The following is an 18,653-nucleotide window of genomic DNA, read 5'->3' on the forward strand; positions in this document are numbered from 1 at the left end:
ATTACGCGATCATGACACTAGCGTGCGCACACATTTGCGTCTTGGGGATGTCAAGCGGGAAGGGTCGGCGGCTGCGAAAGGGGCTTGAAGGGTTGGAATCGTATGTGATTCTGTAGCTGCCATTGTTGATTCTGGAGATTTCGACGATGGCTTTGCTGCTTGGATACTTCGGCGACCTGCGCCTGCAAAAAAGGGGAGCATGGTTCTGGAGCGCATGGTTGCGCGCGTCAGCGCGGGCATGCGCCGGCTGGCCGATACACGTGCTGAAAAGGTTGCGTTCACGCGCCTGTTTCGCAATCGCCACGTGAGCAAGCAAGAGATCATCCGCACGGCGGCGGCACGAACGGCCGAAGCAGCGGCCGGCCGCCATGTTTTGCTCATCGAGGACAGCAGCGAGATCAACTACGCGGCCAAGACCGCGCGCAAGCGGGGCCTCGGTCGCGTCGGCAATGGCAAGGATGTCGGGCTGTTCGTGCATCCGGCGCTGGCCGTGGATGCCGCGGACGGCAGCGTTCTGGGCCTTGCCGCCGCCACGATCTGGCGGCGCGCGGGAAAGAAGGCGGATGACTATCAGGCGCTGCCGATCGAAGACAAGGAAAGCTACAAATGGATTGCCGCTGCCAAGGCGGCGCGCCAAGCGCTGACCGACACGCCGTTGGCCACCGTGATCGGCGACCGCGAGGCCGACATTTACGAAGTGTTTGCAAGGCTGCCCGACGAGCGCACCCATGTGCTCATCCGCGCCGTACGAGATCGGGCTTTGAGCAAGCAGGGCCGCCTGTTCGGCGCGATCGCCAAGATGCCGGAAGCCGGCCGCATCGCCTTCGAGCTGCAGGCCCGTCCCGGCCGGCCGGCACGCACCGTTGAACTGGCCGTTCGCTTCGCCGAGGTGACCTTGCGCCAGCCGCGCCTTGGCGCCGATCGCCGCGATCCCTGCGAACGCACGCTCAACATGGTGGAAGTGCGCGAGATCGCGCCACCTTCGCCGAAGGAAGCGGTGATCTGGCGGCTGTTGACCACCCCACCGTCAAAACACTCGCCGATGCCTGCCAAATTGTCGATCTCTATCGCTCGCGCTGGAGCGTCGAACAGCTGTTTAGAACCATGAAGTCGCAGGCCATCGATCTGGAGGAAAGTCTCATCGCCGATGGCGATGCGCTCGAGCGCCTGGCCGCCGCCGCGTTGATCGTCGCCACCAGGGTCATGCAACTCGTGCACGGGCGCGGTGCGGCCGGCCAGGCCTTCAGGGCCGCTCGCCTCTTCAGCCCCACCGAGATCACGGTTCTGCAAGCACTCATCACCAGGCTCGAAGGCAAGACCCAAAAGCAGAAGAACCCGCATCCCGTGCACACGCTTGCCTGGGCCGCCTGGTGCATTGCCCGGTTGGGAGGGTGGAACGGCTACGCCAAGGAGCGGCCGCCAGGCCCGGTCACCTTCAGCAACGGCCTCAAACGCTTCCACGCCATCGCCGAGGGCTTCGCTCTTGCAAATCCAAACTAAACCACTCGAAGCAAATGTGTGCGCACGCTAGCCCACAAGGGGAGAAGGCAAGAATCGCTCAATGCCTGAAATGCCTCACGCCGGTAAACACCATGGCGATGCCGTGGGCGTCGGCGGCGGCGATGACATCGTCGTCGCGCATCGAGCCGCCCGGCTGGATGACGGCGGTAGCACCGGCTTCGATCGCAGACAAAAGCCCGTCGGCGAACGGGAAAAAAGCATCCGAGGCGACGACAGAACCCTTGGTCAGCGGCTCGGCCAGGCCGGCAGCCTCGGCCGCGTCGAGCGCCTTGCGCGCGGCGATGCGAGAGGAATCGACCCGGCTCATCTGGCCGGCGCCGATGCCGACGGTAGCGCCATCTCTGACATAGACGATGGCGTTCGACTTGACGTGCTTTGCGATGCGGAAGGCGAATTTGAGATCGGCCATCTCGGCCGGCGTCGGCGCACGCCTGGTCACCACTTTCAGGTCGAGGTCGTCGACCACCGCATTGTCGCGGCCCTGGACGAGCAACCCGCCGGAAACGGATTTCACGGTGGAGCCGGCCGTGCGCGGATCGGGCAGGCCGCCGGTGACAAGCAAGCGCAGATTCTTCTTGGCGGTGACGATGCGGATTGCTTCTTCCGAGGCGCCCGGCGCGATGATGACCTCGGTGAAGGTTTTAACGATCTCTTCGGCGGCCTCGGCATCGAGGGTACGGTTCATCGCGACAATGCCGCCGAAAGCCGAGACGGGGTCGCAGGCAAGCGCCTTGGCGTAGGCCGCCTTCAGCGAAGCGCCCTCGGCGACGCCGCACGGGTTGGCATGCTTGATGATGGCGACAGTGGCGGAGCGGGCCGGATCGAACTCGCCGACCAGTTCGAAGGCGGCGTCGGTGTCGTTGATGTTGTTGTAGGAAAGCTGCTTGCCCTGAAGCTGGCGCGCCGTCGCGACGCCCGGCCGCTTGTCGCCATCGACGTAGAAGCCGGCGCTCTGGTGCGGGTTCTCGCCGTAGCGCATCACCTGGTCCAGCCTGCCGCCGAAGGCGCGCCAGGTGGGATGCTCGATCGCCAGCGCTTCGGCGAACCACCCGGAGATAGCCGCATCATAGCTGGCGGTGCGGGCGAAGGCCTTGGCCGCCAGCTTCTTGCGGAAATCTAGCGAGAGCGAGCCGAAATTCATCTCAAGCGCGTTGAGCACCGAGGCATAGTCCTCGGGGTCGGTGACGATGGCGACATAGGCGTGGTTCTTGGCCGAAGCGCGGATCATCGCCGGGCCGCCTATGTCGATGTTCTCGACGATCGAGGCGTAAGCGGCGCCGGAGCGGCGGACATCCTCGAAAGGGTAGAGATTGGAAGCGACGAGATCGATCGGCTCAATGCCATGATCGCGCATCGCCGCGGCGTGTTCGGGATCGTCGCGCACGCCAAGCAGCGCGCCATGCACCGATGGATGCAGCGTCTTGACGCGACCGTCCATGATCTCTGGAAAACCGGTGAGGTCGGAGACGTCGCGCACCGCCATGCCCGCCTCAGCGATCGCCCTTGCAGTGCCGCCGGTGGAGACCAGCTCGACGCCGGCCGCGGCCAGCGCTCTGGCGAAATCGATGAGGCCGGTCTTGTCGAAAACGGAAAGCAGCGCGCGACGAACGGGAACGAGGTCGGGCGCGGGAATGTTCTTGGCGGCGACGGCCATGGGCTGGCGGCCTTTCACGGCTGGTTGGGAAAGTGTCCGCGCGCCGTAGCACATGAGGCCTGGAAATCAAACTGCGAGGCTAACCGCAGTCTCAGCTTTTTGCGACCTGACCGGCGATCACCGTTCGCGTCAGCTGCCAATGGACTTCGGAAACCTCCGATGCCTTGAAGGCCAGCACGATCTGCCGGCTGCGGCGCGGGCCGCCCAAACCGGCGAAGTAGATGGATTCCTCGACCTCGGGCGCTACCTCGGTGCAGGTGAACACCCACGTGTCGGCCTGTTCGGCGGTCAGCACCAGGCGGCCATGCTGGTCCTGGAGCAGGCCTATGGCGGGATGGATGTGGAAGCGCACCGTGACGAAATCGCGGCCGTTGTTGCGGATCGCAGCATTGCCCGGCCGCAGAAAGCGATCCCTGCCGGCAAGCACATTGCCGTTCGTCGACAATTTCAGCTCGCGCTCATGCAGCAGGCCGAAGCGCGCGACATAGCCGTCGTGGCGAGCCAGGAAACCCTGGCTGCCTGGCTGGTCGGTGCGCTTGCAAGATACATGCTGCGGGCCGCCGATCAACGGCGTGCCGAGCAGATCGTTGACGCGCAGCGAATGGCTGAAACGCGCCGACGAGGTGTCGTTGAGGGTGGCGGTCGAGTGGGCGGCCGTGGCGCGGGCAAGCGGCCGGAATTCGGCGGCGCCATAGGTGTCGACGCCGGCATTGACGACGTAATGCTGGCGGCCGGAGGACAATTCGAAAGCCAGGCATCCGGCGTGCGCGGCGTTGGAAACGTCGATTGGGGGCGGCGGGCCGGTATCGGCGATCACGGTGACGCCGCCCATGGAGAGGCGCTCGTAGCCTGAATGCGGCGCGTGCAGCAAAGGCGCGCCGGCGGTGTCGTCGTGGCGCAGTATGGTGGCAATGCGGTCGTGGATGGTCGCGCCCATGCCATTGAAGCGGGCGAGGCTGCCGTCCTGGTGGCGAAAGAAACGCAGCGCCGGCAGCATACGGTCGATTGCACCCATCAGCGCCGCCGGCGGAGTTTCAGCTTGATTGGCATAGGTTTGGCGCAGCGGCAGAAGGTCGGCGAGGATTTCAAGAACGGTTATCGGATTGCGGGAAATATGTCCGCCATCCGGCAGAATCTGGCGATCGAGCTCATCGGCGAGGCTGCGGGTCGCAGCGCGCAGCGCCGATGCCGGCGCCGGCAGCGACAGAGCGGCAAAAGCCAGCGCGATGCGGGCGCGCAGCCTGTCCTTGCCGTCCGGCATCTCGCGTGCCATCGCCCTGAGATAGCGGATCTGCATGGCCAGCGATTTCAGGAAGGCCCGGTAGAAGGGAAATTCTGCGCCCTGCAGCACCACCGAGGAATGCTGCAGCCAGGCAATGACGCGCTTGGCCGTCGTGCCAGGCTCCCAGGCGACTCCGGCAATATTGCTGCCATGCATGGCGATCCAGTCGGAGACCAGCGCCCGGGCATTGGCGGCGGCAAGCTCGGTGCCGGCGGCGCGCATGTGGCGCAACCAGCGAAAGCCGTGCAGCGTCTTTTGCCAGCCGGGATTGGGCACGGCGATCTGGAAAGGCGACTTGCCGCCGGTCTCGACCATATGTCCCGACAGCGGATAGCGGCCATAGTAGATCTCGAGCGCAATCTGCGGGTCGGCCAGGCGCAGGTCCGGCGGAGCGATCAACACACGTTCCGGCGTGCGGCCGGAGTAGCGCCAGCGATAGAGTGGCCCGGCACGCAGGCGCCGGCGCGTCTTGCGCCAGAACTCCTTCGCGACAAGCGTCCATAGACGCGTCGTGCTGCCGGCAGCGATCGCCAAAAGCCCTCCTCATACCTCTCAACCCGAAGACAAGTTATATGATTCAAGAACTTATGCGAAGGCGAATTCCATGGAGACCTTGGAAGTTCAGCCTGTTTTCCGCAGGATTTTCACTAAAACAGTCTTCAAATTCTCAGCGTTAGCCGGCTCTGCGCATGCGGGCGGCGAAGAAGCCGTCCAGGCCGGACCGTTCCGGTGAGCCGAGCTCCAGATCGGCGGGTGTGGTGCGTAGCGTGCCTTGCGGCGTCAGGAAGGGATCGATGCCGGCGATCTCGCCTGGGCGGAGCGGATCGTCGACGATATCAGTCGTTCCGGCGAGGAAGGCGCGGTGAAGCGCCTCGCCTTCGAGCGGGTCGAGCGAACAGTTGGAAAAGACGACGCGCCCGCCGGGCTTGACCAGGGTGACGGCGCGGGCGAGCAGCCTTCGCTGCAGATCGGCGAGCTTTTCGATGTCGGCCGCCGTCTTCGTCCAGGGCACGTCGGGATGCCGCCGCACCGTGCCGGTCGAAGAACAGGGTGCATCGAGGAGGACGGCGTCGAACAGTTGTTCCGGCTCGTATTTGAGCAGATCGGCCTGGACGATCTCTGCGGACAGGCCAAGCCGTTCGAGATTCTGCGACAGCCGCGCCAACCGGTTCTTCGAGGAATCAATCGCGGTGACCGTGGCGCCGCCGAGAATGAGCTGAGCGGTCTTGCCGCCAGGGGCGGCGCAGAGGTCGGCGACGCGCAAACCCCTGATGTCGCCGAAGAGCCGGGCCGGAAGGCTGGCGGCGGCATCCTGAACCCACCAGGCGCCGTCTTCGAAGCCGGGCAGTTCGGTGACGGAGGCGCTGAGCTTTTCCACGCGCACCGTGCCGGTCGGCAGCACGATGCCGCCGAGCCGCTCGGCCCACAGCTCGGGATCTGACTTGACGGTGAAGTCGACCGGCGCCTCGTACCGATGAGCGGCGAGGATTTGCCTGGTCTTGTCGACGCCATAGGCGGCCTTCAGCCGGTCGGAAAACAACTTCGGCGCCTCGTCGGTACCGGCAAGCGCTGCAGCCAACTCGGCCTGCTTGGACCGCGCCAGCGTGCGCAGCACGCCGTTGACGAGACCGGAGAAGCGCACAGTGCGCGGATCGGACTTGGCGTGGGTCACGGCAAGGTCGACGGCGGCGCTGTCGGGAATATCGAGGAACAGGATCTGCGCCGCCGCCACATGCAGAATGTGCGAAAGCACGGTGGCATTGGGCGGCAACGGCTTTTCCAGGCGGCGGGCCAGCAACCCTGATATTGTCATGCGGAAGCGCAGCGCAGTGACCAGTATGGCGCGCACCAGCGCCCGGTCGCGCAGGTCGAGCGCCTTGTATTGCGGATGGCCGTTGTCGTGGTCGGTCAGCCCGTCAAGCGGCGTTTTGGCATCGATGACGGCGGCGAGCAGCCGGGCAGCCGCCTTGCGCGCGGCGAGACCGGCAACGGGCTCGCCGGGACTCATTGCATTGTCTTCATGATCGCCTGACGTTCCGTGTCGGCGCGTCGCGCCACTCACGACCACGGGCCTTTGGATCCGGTCGGATTGCGGCCCCAGGGGTTGGATTTCGGCCTGGCCGGTTCGGTCGGCTGCTCAGGCTGCTCGGCTGCCTTCTCCCACGGGCCCGACGGGCGCTGCACGTCCGCCTGCCGCGGCATCGGGGCCTGCCGCTGAGCGGGGGCGGATGCCATATCCCGCGCCATCGCCTGCAAGGCGGCGATGCGGTTATCGGTATTCGGGTGGGTGGAAAACAGGCTGTCCATGCGCTCGCCGGAAAGAGGATTGATGATGAAGAGGTGGGCGGTCGCCGGATTGCGCTCTGCATCCGGGTTGCGGATGCGTTCGGCGCCACGGGCGATTTTGTCAAGCGCCGAGGCAAGCCAAAGCGGCTGTCCACAGATCTCGGCGCCGCGCCGGTCGGCCTCGTATTCGCGGGTTCGGCTGATCGCCATCTGCACGATCATCGCGGCGAACGGCGCCACGATCATCGCCACCAGCACACCGATAATGCCGAAGGAATTGTTGTTGTCGCGGTTGCCGCCAAAAAAGAAGGCGAAATTGCCGAGCATCGAGATCGCGCCGGCAAGCGTGGCGACGATTGTCATGGTCAGCGTGTCGCGGTGCTGCACGTGGGCGAGTTCATGCGCCATGACAGCCGCGACCTCTTCATGCGACAGTTGCTGCAACAGCCCGGTGGTGGCGGCAACCGCGGCATTCTGCGGATTGCGGCCGGTGGCGAAGGCATTGGGCTGCGGGTTGTCGATCAGATAGGTCTTCGGCATCGGCAGGCCGGCCTGTCTGGCAAGGCTCTGTACGATGGCGTAATATTCCGGGGCGTTCCTTTCGTCGACCTCGACGGCGCGGTTCATCGCCAGCACCATCTTGTCGGCGTTCCAATAGCTGAACAGGTTCATGGCGGCGGCAATCAGCAAGGCAATCACCATGCCGCCCGATCCGCCGATCAGATAGCCGACGCCCATGAACAGCGCGGTCATCGCGGCCAAAAGCATGGCGGTGCGAAGTGTGTTCATTGTCTGCTCCGTTTCTGCCGGCGTTGGGCAAAAGGGGTCGATCCCTGTCGGCTCATCGCTATATGATGGGAAACGTGTGGCCCTGTTTCAATCAGGGCCCGTTTCAATCGGCCGGGAATATCGCATGATCGAAGAAACCAGTAAAACGGGTGAAACCTGTGAAACAACTGCCGGCCCCGGCCACGACGCGCCGCAAAAGACGCTGACGCCGGCAGCGCGCCGCGCTTTGGCGGAAGCGGAAGCACGGCGCGAACACTATCGCCAGCAGGAAGCCGCGATGCCCCAGGAGATCGGCGGCCGTGGCGGCAAGGAGCCCGGCCGCTATGGCGACTGGGAAGTGAAGGGCCTGACCAGCGATTTCTAAGGGCACCCTAAGCCGCAGCGCGGTCCGCCGCGAGCATAATCCAGCCGCGGTCGTCGACCGTGATGCCCAGCCCGGCATAAGAGGCGATCGCGGCGTGCGGCGTTTGCAACGGATGCTGGTGGGTGGCGCTGATCACCACGACCGTAGCTCCGGCGGCCTCGGCCGCCGTTATGCCTGCGGGCGCATCTTCGAAAGCAAGGCAGTCGCGCGCATCGACGCCCAGCCGCTCGGCCGCCAGCCGGAAGCAATCCGGCGCCGGCTTGCCGCGGGAAACATCCTCGGCCGCGACAAGGATGGCGGGAAGCGGGATGCCGGCGGCGGCGATGCGCAGGAGAGCCAGTTCGCGCGGCGCCGAAGTGACGATGGCCCAGCGCTCGGGCGGCAGCGACGCCAGAAACGCCGCTGCGCCGGCGATCGGAAGGATGCCGTCGATATCGGCCGCCTCGGCCTTCAGAAGCGCATCGGCTTCGCGCATCGGGTCGATGCCTGGAAGCGCCAGCCGAGCGATAGTCTCGATTGCCCGCACGCCGTGGATCGTCGGCAGGAATGCGGCAACGTCGAGACCTTGCCGTCGTGCCCAATCTGCCCAGACCCTTTCTGCCGCGGCGATCGAATTGACCACCGTGCCGTCCATGTCGAACAGCAGGGCTGCGAATTTTCTGCCTGCGAACATCTGCTATCCCGGGTTGTTTCGGAAGGGACCAAAAGCCTGTCGATCGACCGTAACGTCGCATCGGCGGCATGGGAAGGCGCGAGATCGCCTTTTTCGACAAGACCAGGGAACCACGGCCGGCCATCTCGCGTTAACTTAACCGTCTTCCACGACACTCAAAAAAGAGGGGAACCGCGATGCTGATTCGGCTCGGCTACGAAATCGCCATTGACTGCGCTGAAGCCACCCCGGTGATTTCGCTGCTCGAGATCCATAAGGACCGCCAGGCCGACATCAAGCGGCAGACCCGCGTGCTGACCTCGCCTACCGTCCCAACCAGGCTCTATCACGATCTTTATGGCAACGCCTGCCGCCGCTTCACGGCGCCCGGCGGCAGCTTTCGCATTCTTTACGATGCCGTTGTCGAGGACAGCGGCGAGGCCGACGAGGTCAACCCGCTGGCCAGGGAAGTGCCGGTGGCGGAGTTGCCCGACGATGTGCTCTGCTATCTGCTCGGCAGCCGCTATTGCGAGACCGATCATCTCAGTGATCTGGCCTGGCAGGTTTTCGGCCCTGTTCCATCCGGCTGGGCGCGGGTGCAGGCGATCGTCGACTATGTCCACAACCGTCTGTCGTTCGGTTACGGCTATGCGCGCCCAACCCGCACGGCGGCGCAAGCGCATGAGGAGCGCGTCGGCGTCTGCCGCGACTTCGCTCATCTGGCGATCACGCTCTGCCGCTGCATGAACATTCCCGCCCGCTACGCAAACGGCTATCTCGGCGACATCGGCGTGCCGGTCGACCCGGCTCCGATGGATTTTTCGGCGTGGCTGGAAGTGTTCCTCGACGGCAAATGGTACACGTTCGATCCCCGCCATAACATGCCGAGGATCGGCCGGGTCGTCATCGCGCGCGGTCGCGACGCGACCGACGTGCCGCTGCTGCACAGTTTCGGCCCGCACCGGCTCAGCCTGTTCAAGGTCTGGACCTACGAGCAGGAAAGCAATCTGTTCAGCCCGCCCCATCGCGGCGTCGACAGAACCGTCACCGCGCAGATGCTGGCATAAAAGCGCAAGCGCGAACGGCCTGCGACCGTTGTTACGATCATCCGGGCCGTCGTACAGGTCCGATGCGCCTGATCCGCTTCGGCACAGCCCGCCTGTGCCGGAGCGGGATCGAGTCCTTGTGCTCCACGGCGGACATCGGGATCATGGTAAGCGCTTCGTAAACGAAACTGCCGCAGCGGCTTGTCGTTTACCGGCTATTCACCTTGCCGCATTTCGAAACCAAGCAGAAACAACGGTTTGACAATGAGCCGGTAGCTGTTGGTCCCTTCGCGGCGCCATCCGGCCGGAATCCTGCAATGCGGCCTTCACACGGCCTTGAGGTCGTGGCGAATGGAGTCGGAAGCATGCGGCATTTTGGAGGTCTTTTTCACGCAATCGGCAGCGTTGCCGGGGATCGCAGCGGAAATTTAGCGGTTCTGTTCGGCATGGTTGCGTCGGTGCTGGCGCTGGGCGTCGGCTTTGCCGTCAATATTTCCCAACTCTACAACGCCAAGTCGAGTTTGCAGGGCGTGATCGATGCGGCGGTGACCTCTACTGCACGCGACCTGACGACCGGCGTCATCAAGGAGGCCGATGCCAACAAGTCGGTGCAGGCGTTTCTCGATGCCAACAGCCGAGCGGGCATCCTGCAGGCTGATCGGATCGTCCTCGACAAATTGCCGCCCGATGCGACAAAGTTCTTGATGACGTTCTTGAGCGCCGCGGCGTCCGCCGTCAGCGGCTTCAACGCGGCGGCCGGGCAGGCAGCCGTGCCGGTCTGCCAGGCAAAGGACGACAACAGGTAATCGCGATTGACCATGCTGACCTCGGGGCCTGCATCCGAATATTGATAGGTGCCTTTGCGCCATACAGTACGTCTCCGGCTTAATGCGTCCGGACAATTGCGCCACCGAGCGCCATTGCCTGGCGCCTGCTTGCGCTGGCTGGTCGAGGTTTCGACATAGACGCTGCTGGCGGCAAGCGCGCCGGCATTCACCGAATTGGCGTATGGTACGATGGAGACACGCACCCGGGGGTTGGAGGAGTCCTGGCCTTCCAGGAAGCTGTCGACCGCGTTCGCTGCAGCTGTCCTCAGATCGATGATTTTCTGGCCGGCCATCGACCCTGTGACGTCGAGCATCATCGCCACTTCGATCGTCTTGTCCGAATAGAGCGCTGTCGTCGATGCGGCAACGCGCTTCATGTCACCCATGCTGAAAAGCGGAAAATAAAGGCCGAGATCGACATGGACGTCCGCCTACACCTCGGGCAATATCGGCGTGCAGTGGACCTGGTACATGCTTTCGGAAAATTGGGGCAGTGTGATGAATGCTTCGCAGCGGCCGGCCAAGGCGGATCCGAACAAGGTCGCCAAAATCGCGATCCTGATGACCGACGGCGAGTTCAACCTGTCCTATTTCGATGCCGCCACTGTCGGTGAGGTCTACAATGATGCCGGCAAGGAACCGACCCGCACGGCAGCCAAGACGCTCTGTACCGCCATGCGCGCCAAGGGCATCGAAATCTTCACCATCGGTTTCGATCTCAACGAGGAGATTGCCCGGGCGACACTGCAGAATTGCGCGAGCCCGGATACCGCCAAGATCAAGCACTTCTATCAGGCCGCCAACGGGACGGAACTCAACCAGGCTTTCCAGGACATAGCGCACAACATCGAAAGCCTGGCATTGACCAAATAGAGGGCATTGACCAGACAGGATCCGGACAAGGAAAAGGCCGCCGCTTCTTTCGAAGCCGGCGGCCTTCCGTGTTTCCGTCCATGGCGCGGCTCATGGCGGCGACGTGACTTAAAGTGCTGGAGCATCCTTTGCGCGTCCAAAGGACGCGCGGCGCTCCAGGCGTCGCCAGCCGCGCATCTCGCGCCTTAACGGGAAGACTGCTTCCCGAAAGTGCAATCCGCTGAGGCCACGTTCTGGAAAACGAAATCACTCGACATCGGATCACCTCCTTTCGATTTGTTGAAGACGCCCCCATGATGGGGTGTCGATCCGCAAATGGCAAGGCGCCATGGTGAAAATGCCGCGAGCTTGTCGCTGGCGGCTTGCGGCTATCCGATCGGACAGGCAAAGTCGGCGTCGGACCGCGAGCGTGCTGAGCAGGGGAGGACGGGGATGGAGGCAGCCGACAGAGCCGCACGGATCGTTCGAACGGTTATCGAAACATTGAAGCCGGGTTTCGCGGTCAAGCTGTGGAACGGCGAGCGGATCGGGCCCGCCACCGGCCCGGTGCTCACCATCAACGACCAGGACATCGTCTGGCAAGTGATGCGTCGGCCCAACCTCTCGACGCTGATCGAAATGTGGATTTCCAAGACCATCGACGTGGAAGACGGGTCGCTGTTCGATTTCTACGCTCTGCCTGCGCACGGCAAGCTCAGGACGAAGCTCAAGTCGTTGCCCAAGCTCGCGGTCCTGCGCGACCTGCCGGCCGTGCTGTTTTCGAGAAAACAGATGACGGCGCGGACCGACCTTTCCGGGCGCAACCCCTTCGTCAGCGGGTCGAACAGGCAAGCGATCCAGCACCACTACGACATTTCGAACGCCTTCTACCGGCTCTTCCTCGACGAACGCATGGTCTATAGCTGCGGCTATTTCACCGATTTCGCCAATGGCATCGACGAGGCGCAGAAAGACAAGCTCGATCATATCTGCCGCAAGCTCCGGCTGAAGCCCGGCGAAAAGCTGCTCGACATCGGCTGCGGCTGGGGTGCCATGCTCATCCATGCCGCGAAAAATTACGGCGTCATCGGCCACGGCGTCTCGCTGTCGGAAGCCCAGACCCAGCTCGCCCGCGAGCGCATCCGCGCTGAGGGGCTGGAGGACCGCATCACCATCGAGATAAAATCCTACGCCGAGCTGTCCGGCTCCTTCGACAAGATATCGTCGATCGGCATGTTCGAGCATCTGGGGCTCGCCAACCACGCCGCCTATTTCTCGACCATCCATCGGCTGCTCAAACCGGGCGGCATCTATCTGCACCACGCCATCACCCGGCGCGACAAGGGCAGCATCAAGAAGACGTTGCGCAAGGGCCCGGAATTCAAGGCGCTGATCAAATACATCTTTCCCGGCGGCGAGCTCGACACGATCGGCATGACGCTCGGCAATCTCGAGGCGCACGGCTTCCTCGTCTACGATGTCGAGAATTTGCGAGAGCACTACGCCCGCACCTGCCGCCTGTGGGCCGAGCGCCTCCACGCACGCTTCGACGAGGCGATCGCCGAGGTCGGCGAAGCCAAGGCGCGCCTCTGGCTGCTTTATCTCACCGGCTGTTCGATCACTTTCGAACGCGCCTCGGCGCAGATTTTCCAGACCGTCGTCACCAAGCGCGCGCGGGGCCCGAGCGGCCTGCCGCCGACGCGGGCGGATTTGTACCGGTAGTTGGTTTAGGTTGTGAAGTCATAAACGTAACGGCTCAGCGGTTAGTCTTTGACGCCTTGGTTGCTGCAAGAAGCGCTGCGAAAGTCTGCTGGGGTCATTTTGAAGAGAGCGTCGCCAGCGGCGTCGGGTGAAACCGGATTGCCCTGCGCAGAGACGACTGCCGTCGAAGGCTGGTCATCACAGCTGCAGACGATCCAACTCGCTCCGCCGAACGTTCTGTTCGCTGGACCAGTTTCGCACTTCATCGGCGGAGACGATGCTGTTTGCGGTGCCTCCGCCCGCCCTATCCCGGCGGCAAACAGGCCTAGCATCACCAAACGCACCAGTGCAGCCATAGGCCAAAAGTGTGCCGCACCAAAGCGCAGACTGCGCGAGGCCGCGCACCAGACACGGTGGCGCGTCTGCTGATCTGATCGAGGGTGTTTTGGCACATCACAACCCCGCCCGCTGGTGTTATGCTGCCTTTCGCCTCCGAGGCTTGGTCAATGCTGACGTGCGACGAGGCTGAGGAGGGGGACATGGCAGCGACGGAGCTTCAAAACCGCAGTGGCGTGCGGATTGGCACTGATCTTATCGATGAGTTCGCCGTCGGGTTGGCTGGACGCTTAATCCGGCCCGCTGATGCCGACTACGACGAGGCGCGCCGGATTTGGAACGCCGCAATCGACCGGCATCCGGGATTGGTTTCACGTTGCCTCGGCGTCGCCGATGTAATCCACACGGTGAAATTCGCCGCCAGAAACGACCTTCTCGTCGCGGTCCGTGGGGGCGGTCACAATGTCGCCGGGCGGGCACTATGCGACAACGGCATTGTTATCGACCTCTCCGCCATGCGTGGCGTGCTGGTTGAGCCCAAGACGCGCACCGTGCGGGTGCAGGGCGGCGCGACGCTTGGCGACCTCGACCGCGAGACACATCTGCATGGGCTGGCGGTGCCGGTCGGCGTCGTGTCGAAGACCGGCGTTGCCGGGCTGACACTCGGCGGCGGCGTAGGCTGGCTGGTCCGCAAGCACGGGCTGAGTTGCGACAACGTGATCTCGTTTGAGCTGGTGACGGCGGAGGGACGCCTGCTGACGGCCAGCGCAGAAGAACACCCCGACCTTTTCTGGGCCTTACGCGGCGGGGGCGGCAATTTCGGCATCGTCACCTGCTTCACCTTCCGCGCGCTGCAAATATCTTCGGTGTTCGGCGGCTTGATTGTTCACGGCCGCGACAAGGCCCACGAGGTGCTGCGCTTCTATCGCGAGTTCATGGCCACGGCACCGGAGGAACTGACTGCCTACGCGGCCATGTTGACGACGCCGGATGGCATGCCGGCGGTCGGCATAATTGCATGCTGGTGCGGTGACATGGAAGAAGGCGCACGCGTGCTGGCGCCGCTGCGAGCCTTCGGTGCGCCGCTGCTCGACGCCATACAGTCAATGCCCTATCCGTCGATGCAGAAACTGCTGGACGGGGAATTCCCCAACGGCACCCACAATTACTGGAAGGCGAGCTTCGTTCCGCAACTTACCGATACGGTCATCGACCTGCTTGTTGAGCATGGAAACCGCATGGAGTCGCCTCTCTCGGCCTGTCTCGTGGAGTTCTACGGCGGCGCGCCAGGCCGGGTCAGTCGCACGGACTCTGCCTTCGCCCAGCGGAACGCGGAATACAACATTGGGATGACCGCGCAGTGGACGGATCCGGCAGAAAGCGAAAGGCATATAGCCTGGGTGCAGGCCATGTACGATGCGTTCGAGCCGCATTCGAGTGGCATGCACCTTCTCAACTTTCAGAGCGAACCCGCGGACCAGGTGATCCGTGCCTCTTTCGGTGATAATTACAGTCGGCTTGCCGAGGTGAAGCGGAAATATGATCCAATGAATTTTTTCAGCCTCAACCAAAACATCTCGGCCGCGGCACACTAGCTGCCCCTCATTAAAAACCGGGGGAGGTTATCGACGCGTTCCTCCGGGATGGTCAGTGTGAATGGCAGCATATGGATACGCCGACGAATTGCCTCGTCCGCGGTGGATAGTCCGGCGCGGTGATTAGCGGCTGCGAGGTCGCCGACATAGGCCAATGGTTGCCAACGATTTTGATCCTTGCTGCGCTCATTATGGTGCCGTTCGGTTGGAATTGGCGCAAGATTCTGGATACGAACGTGAGAGCAGGGCGTGCCGCTGATAGTTGCCCGGCTGTACGGGCGCGAAGGTGAGGTCGCGCGAGGAGGCAATCGTCCGGCTCGTCGCGGCGCGTTCGGCATGGCTGGCCCAACCGGACTAGAACAACCGCATCGTCTCGCCGATTTCGACGCGGGCTGGCCGGTCGACCGTGCAGTAGACGCCGAGATTATGCGCGTTGTGACGGACCAGATTGCGCAGGATTGCCGGATCGTGGTCGAAACCATCCTGTGCGATGATGGTGAAGCCGCATCGGCGGCACGGCTCGGAGATGGTCAACAGCAGGTCGCCGATCGCCAGCTTGCGACCGATCCATTCCGTCTCCGGGAACGATCCCTCGACAGCCGCTATGTCGACGACGATGTTGGGGCGGAAGCGGCGCGGGTCGGCGGCGCCGTCGGGATGCAGCGCCTTCAGGCGCGCCCGCGCCAGCGAAGCCGTGGTCAGGAGGTGGACCGGGGTCTTGCGGTAACGCTCCGCGGTCAGGGGACCGGCGTAGTCCGGAGCGGCGTTTTCCTGTCGAAACGGCCGGATCGAGGCTTCGAAGCCGAGATAGGCGGAAACGGCGCGGTCGCTTTCGGCGCCCGGTGCCGCCAACCAATCGCCGTCCGGGATGGCGATCTCCAGTTCGCAGGCTTGCGACAGCCGGGTCCGGATGCGCGGCACCTTGTGCCATTTCGCGTCGCGATCGGGCCGCGCGATTTCATCATTCGATACATCGACAAGGCCGAACAGGCGGTCGCCGTCGATGGTTTGGGTGCCAACCGAGATCGCGTCCAGGCGTTCGCCGGCGAGCGAACTCACCGGGTAACGCCAGAGCTGGGTGACGGCGCCTATTACTGCGTCCATCAGGCCTTCTGGTTCTGCCGGTTGGCGATCAAATCGTCGACCACCGCCGGATCGGCCAGCGTCGAGGTATCGCCGAGCGTCGAAAAATCGTCCTCAGCGATCTTGCGCAGGATGCGCCGCATGATCTTGCCCGAGCGGGTTTTCGGCAGGCCCGGAGCGAACTGGATCTTGTCGGGTGTGGCGATGGCGCCAATGTCCTTACGGACATGGGCGACGAGTTCCTTGCGCAACTCCTCGTCCGGCTTCTCGCCGGCCATCAATGTGACGTAGCAGTAGATGCCCTGGCCCTTGATGTCGTGTGGATAGCCGACGACGGCGGCTTCCGAGACTTTCTCATGCGAAACCAGCGCCGATTCGACCTCGGCCGTGCCCATGCGGTGGCCGGAGACGTTGATGACATCGTCGACGCGGCCGGTGATCCAGTAGTAGCCATCGGCGTCGCGGCGGCAGCCGTCGCCGGTAAAATACTTGCCCTTGTAGGTCGAAAAATAGGTCTGCACGAAGCGCTCGTGGTCGCCATAGACGGTGCGCATCTGGCCCGGCCACGAATCGGTGATGCAAAGATTGCCGCTTGCAACGCCTTCCAGCACCTTGCCGTCACCGTCGACCAGTTGCGGCTTGACGCCGAAGAAGGGCCGCGTCGCGGAACCTGCCTTCAGGTCGGTGGCGCCGGGCAGCGGCGTGATCAGGATGCCGCCGGTCTCGGTCTGCCACCATGTGTCGACGATCGGCACCTTGCCGTTGCCGACGAGGTTGAAATACCACTCCCAGGCTTCCGGATTGATCGGCTCGCCGACCGTGCCGAGCACGCGCAATGATTTGCGCGACGTCTTGGTGACATGGGCATCGCCAGCGCCCATCAGGGCGCGCAACGCCGTCGGCGCCGTGTAGAAGATGTTGACCTTGTGCTTGTCGATGACCTCCCAGAAGCGGGATTGCGACGGATAGTTCGGCACGCCTTCGAACATCAGCGTGGTGGCGCCGTTGGCGAGTGGTCCGTAGACGATGTAGCTGTGGCCGGTGACCCAGCCGACATCGGCGGTGCACCAGAAGATGTCGCCGTCATGGTAGTCGAAGACATATTGGTGGGTCATCGAGGCGTAGACGAGATAGCCGGCCGTGGTGTGCAGCACGCCCTTCGGCTTGCCGGTCGAGCCTGATGTGTAGAGGATGAACAAAGGGTCCTCGGCCTTCATCTTCTCCGGCTTGCACTCCGCCTTCACCGAAGCGATCTCGTCGTGGTACCAGACGTCGCGCCCCGGAGCCCAGCCAACCTTGCCGCCGGTGCGGCGCACGACGACGACCTTGTTGACCATCACGAAATTCTTCGCGGCGATGTCGATCGCCTTGTCGGTGTTGTCTTTCAACGGAATCGGCTTGCCGCCGCGCAGGCCTTCATCGGTGGTGATGACGAAAGTCGATTCGCAGTCGACGATGCGGCCGGCCAATGCATCCGGCGAGAAGCCGCCAAAGACCACCGAATGGATGGCGCCGATGCGCGTGCAGGCAAGCATCGCGTAGGCCGTTTCAGGGATCATCGGCATGTAGATGGTAACGCGGTCGCCCTTCTTGACGCCGTGCTTCTTCATCACATTGGCGAGCCGGCAGACATGCTCGTAAAGCTCGCTATAGGTGATCTTCCTGTCGTCATAGGGATTGTCGCCTTCCCAGACGATGGCGGTCTGGTCGCCGCGCTTCTTCAGATGCCGGTCGATGCAGTTCCAGGAAACATTGGTCTCGCCGTCCTCGAACCATTTGATCGAGACCTTGCCGATGAAGGAGGTGTTCTTGACCTTGCTGTAGGGCTTGAACCAGTCGATGCGCTTGCCGTGCTTGCCCCAGAACTTGTCCGGGTTCTTCACGCTCTCGGCATACCATTTCAAATAGGTGTCATTGTCGATCAGTGCGTTCTTCTTCCACGCCGGCTGGACGCGATGGACATGAATCTCGGACATTTTTTCACCTTCCTCCCAAGACCAACTGCCAGCTTGCTCGCCGAGCAGCATCGCGGCGCGGAGGCCACGAATTCGCGCGCATTATTAACAGTTCCGCGGTGACGGCAATATTAGACGTTGGATTTGCGCGGCGGGATGCCGCAGGGGAATGGCGAAACGCTGTCAGCACTCGGGCACGGCGGCTGCTAAGCGTATGTTTTTACGTGACAAACACGGCATCGATCACTAAAATATCAATAGACGGTTAAGCAAATTGCGCGCACAATTTCAAATTGGGAGGAAAGGAGAATCAACCAGGGGACCGCGATGCGCGACCATTCCGAAATGGACCTGATGCTCAAGGGCTACGGCTTGACCACGGCCAAGATCCTTTATCATTTTCCCGATCATCCGCATCTGCTGCAGAGCTTCATCTGGCAGGACTACGACATCGCTCCGAAATTTCCGGTGCTGATCCGGTTCATCGAATTCTGGCAGACCAAGCTCGATGGCCCGCTGCATTCGGTGAGCTATACGCACCAGAAGCTGATCGCGCCCAACGAATGGCACAAGGTGGACGGCGAGTTCGTGCTGCATTAGGCAACGGCGCAGGACGTCAGCTTGCAATCGTGTGGTTGCTGAGGTCGGCGCTCTACGGCGCCCCCCTCTGTCCTGCCGGACATCTCCCCCACAAGGGGGGAGATTGGCCA

At 63.1% G+C, this 18,653-nt stretch carries 16 protein-coding genes; 9 read left to right on the top strand and 7 right to left on the bottom strand.

Annotated elements, in window-relative coordinates; genetic code table 11:
* Positions 1 to 199 precede the first annotated feature (199 nt).
* Entirely contained in the window at positions 200 to 1,108 is a 909-nt protein-coding gene (locus tag BQ8482_RS32145; protein ID WP_123151221.1) for an IS4 family transposase, read from the top strand.
* Positions 1,054 to 1,500, top strand: coding sequence for a hypothetical protein (locus BQ8482_RS32150; protein WP_244603083.1), 447 nt, complete (start codon positions 1,054 to 1,056; stop codon positions 1,498 to 1,500). Before BQ8482_RS32145 ends, BQ8482_RS32150 begins: the two co-directional genes overlap by 55 nt.
* 58 nt (positions 1,501 to 1,558) lie before the next feature.
* Here the strand turns inward: BQ8482_RS32150 and purH are convergent, their stop codons facing one another.
* The 4 genes from purH to htpX all read right to left on the bottom strand — a co-directional run bounded on the left by purH (position 1,559) and on the right by htpX (position 7,532).
* The gene (gene purH, locus BQ8482_RS32155; protein ID WP_123151236.1) at positions 1,559 to 3,175 is read right to left on the bottom strand and encodes a bifunctional phosphoribosylaminoimidazolecarboxamide formyltransferase/IMP cyclohydrolase; all 1,617 of its coding nucleotides are present in this window, start codon (positions 3,173 to 3,175) and stop codon (positions 1,559 to 1,561) included.
* Between the two features lie 91 nt (positions 3,176 to 3,266).
* Positions 3,267 to 4,991, bottom strand: a complete 1,725-nt coding sequence (locus BQ8482_RS32160; RefSeq protein ID WP_123151223.1) for a heparinase II/III family protein — start codon at positions 4,989 to 4,991, stop codon at positions 3,267 to 3,269.
* A gap of 139 nt (positions 4,992 to 5,130) precedes the next feature.
* A complete protein-coding gene (locus BQ8482_RS32165) occupies positions 5,131 to 6,465 on the bottom strand; it encodes an RsmB/NOP family class I SAM-dependent RNA methyltransferase (RefSeq protein WP_165848806.1) in 1,335 nt (444 codons plus the stop codon).
* Positions 6,466 to 6,515: 50 nt separating this feature from the next.
* Entirely contained in the window at positions 6,516 to 7,532 is a 1,017-nt protein-coding gene (gene htpX, locus BQ8482_RS32170; protein WP_123151225.1) for a zinc metalloprotease HtpX, read from the bottom strand.
* A gap of 124 nt (positions 7,533 to 7,656) precedes the next feature.
* On the opposite strand from htpX, the gene BQ8482_RS32175 reads away from it, so the two are divergent.
* The gene (locus BQ8482_RS32175; RefSeq protein WP_123151226.1) at positions 7,657 to 7,896 is read left to right on the top strand and encodes a DUF1674 domain-containing protein; all 240 of its coding nucleotides are present in this window, start codon (positions 7,657 to 7,659) and stop codon (positions 7,894 to 7,896) included.
* 7 nt (positions 7,897 to 7,903) lie between these two features.
* On the opposite strand, the gene BQ8482_RS32180 is transcribed toward BQ8482_RS32175, so the two are convergent.
* Positions 7,904 to 8,569, bottom strand: a complete 666-nt coding sequence (locus BQ8482_RS32180) for an HAD-IA family hydrolase (protein WP_123151227.1) — start codon at positions 8,567 to 8,569, stop codon at positions 7,904 to 7,906.
* 176 nt (positions 8,570 to 8,745) lie between these two features.
* Here BQ8482_RS32180 and BQ8482_RS32185 point away from each other — a divergent pair, with 176 nt between their 5' ends.
* The 5 genes from BQ8482_RS32185 to BQ8482_RS32210 all read left to right on the top strand — a co-directional run bounded on the left by BQ8482_RS32185 (position 8,746) and on the right by BQ8482_RS32210 (position 14,905).
* Positions 8,746 to 9,615 carry a transglutaminase-like domain-containing protein gene (locus tag BQ8482_RS32185; RefSeq protein ID WP_123151228.1) on the top strand — a complete coding sequence of 290 codons (870 nt, stop codon included), beginning with the start codon at positions 8,746 to 8,748 and terminating at the stop codon, positions 9,613 to 9,615.
* A 344-nt stretch (positions 9,616 to 9,959) separates the two neighbouring features.
* Positions 9,960 to 10,400 (top strand): TadE/TadG family type IV pilus assembly protein, encoded by a 441-nt coding sequence (locus BQ8482_RS32190; RefSeq protein ID WP_425294158.1) that lies wholly within the window; start codon positions 9,960 to 9,962, stop codon positions 10,398 to 10,400.
* A 492-nt stretch (positions 10,401 to 10,892) separates the two neighbouring features.
* Positions 10,893 to 11,294 carry a VWA domain-containing protein gene (locus tag BQ8482_RS32200; protein ID WP_244603082.1) on the top strand — a complete coding sequence of 134 codons (402 nt, stop codon included), beginning with the start codon at positions 10,893 to 10,895 and terminating at the stop codon, positions 11,292 to 11,294.
* Positions 11,295 to 11,726: 432 nt separating this feature from the next.
* Positions 11,727 to 12,995, top strand: a complete 1,269-nt coding sequence (locus BQ8482_RS32205; RefSeq protein ID WP_123151237.1) for an SAM-dependent methyltransferase — start codon at positions 11,727 to 11,729, stop codon at positions 12,993 to 12,995.
* A gap of 518 nt (positions 12,996 to 13,513) precedes the next feature.
* Positions 13,514 to 14,905, top strand: coding sequence for an FAD-binding oxidoreductase (locus tag BQ8482_RS32210; protein WP_123151238.1), 1,392 nt, complete (start codon positions 13,514 to 13,516; stop codon positions 14,903 to 14,905).
* A 354-nt stretch (positions 14,906 to 15,259) separates the two neighbouring features.
* Here the strand turns inward: BQ8482_RS32210 and BQ8482_RS32215 are convergent, their stop codons facing one another.
* Positions 15,260 to 16,009, bottom strand: coding sequence for an MOSC domain-containing protein (locus BQ8482_RS32215; protein ID WP_123151229.1), 750 nt, complete (start codon positions 16,007 to 16,009; stop codon positions 15,260 to 15,262).
* Positions 16,009 to 17,964: an acetate--CoA ligase gene (gene acs, locus BQ8482_RS32220; RefSeq protein ID WP_123151239.1), complete on the bottom strand. Its 1,956-nt coding sequence runs from the start codon at positions 17,962 to 17,964 to the stop codon at positions 16,009 to 16,011. The genes BQ8482_RS32215 and acs overlap by 1 nt, the downstream gene beginning before the upstream one ends.
* A 306-nt stretch (positions 17,965 to 18,270) precedes the next feature.
* On the opposite strand from acs, the gene BQ8482_RS32225 reads away from it, so the two are divergent.
* Positions 18,271 to 18,543: an usg protein gene (locus BQ8482_RS32225; RefSeq protein WP_065011174.1), complete on the top strand. Its 273-nt coding sequence runs from the start codon at positions 18,271 to 18,273 to the stop codon at positions 18,541 to 18,543.
* Positions 18,544 to 18,653 lie beyond the last annotated feature (110 nt).

It is taken from the genome of Mesorhizobium delmotii (assembly GCF_900149755.1).
In the GTDB taxonomy this organism is placed as follows: Bacteria; Pseudomonadota; Alphaproteobacteria; order Rhizobiales; family Rhizobiaceae; genus Mesorhizobium; species Mesorhizobium delmotii.

Coding starts and splice junctions, on each gene's coding strand:
- BQ8482_RS32145 (WP_123151221.1), top strand. CDS start 200: ATGGTTCTGGAGCGCATGGTTGCGCGCGTCAGCGCGGGCATGCGCCGG.
- purH (WP_123151236.1), bottom strand. CDS start 3,175: ATGGCCGTCGCCGCCAAGAACATTCCCGCGCCCGACCTCGTTCCCGTT.
- BQ8482_RS32165 (WP_165848806.1), bottom strand. CDS start 6,465: ATGAGTCCCGGCGAGCCCGTTGCCGGTCTCGCCGCGCGCAAGGCGGCT.
- htpX (WP_123151225.1), bottom strand. CDS start 7,532: ATGAACACACTTCGCACCGCCATGCTTTTGGCCGCGATGACCGCGCTG.
- BQ8482_RS32175 (WP_123151226.1), top strand. CDS start 7,657: ATGATCGAAGAAACCAGTAAAACGGGTGAAACCTGTGAAACAACTGCC.
- BQ8482_RS32180 (WP_123151227.1), bottom strand. CDS start 8,569: ATGTTCGCAGGCAGAAAATTCGCAGCCCTGCTGTTCGACATGGACGGC.
- BQ8482_RS32185 (WP_123151228.1), top strand. CDS start 8,746: ATGCTGATTCGGCTCGGCTACGAAATCGCCATTGACTGCGCTGAAGCC.
- BQ8482_RS32190 (WP_425294158.1), top strand. CDS start 9,960: ATGCGGCATTTTGGAGGTCTTTTTCACGCAATCGGCAGCGTTGCCGGG.
- BQ8482_RS32200 (WP_244603082.1), top strand. CDS start 10,893: ATGCTTTCGGAAAATTGGGGCAGTGTGATGAATGCTTCGCAGCGGCCG.
- BQ8482_RS32205 (WP_123151237.1), top strand. CDS start 11,727: ATGGAGGCAGCCGACAGAGCCGCACGGATCGTTCGAACGGTTATCGAA.
- BQ8482_RS32210 (WP_123151238.1), top strand. CDS start 13,514: ATGGCAGCGACGGAGCTTCAAAACCGCAGTGGCGTGCGGATTGGCACT.
- BQ8482_RS32215 (WP_123151229.1), bottom strand. CDS start 16,009: ATGGACGCAGTAATAGGCGCCGTCACCCAGCTCTGGCGTTACCCGGTG.
- acs (WP_123151239.1), bottom strand. CDS start 17,964: ATGTCCGAGATTCATGTCCATCGCGTCCAGCCGGCGTGGAAGAAGAAC.
- BQ8482_RS32225 (WP_065011174.1), top strand. CDS start 18,271: ATGCGCGACCATTCCGAAATGGACCTGATGCTCAAGGGCTACGGCTTG.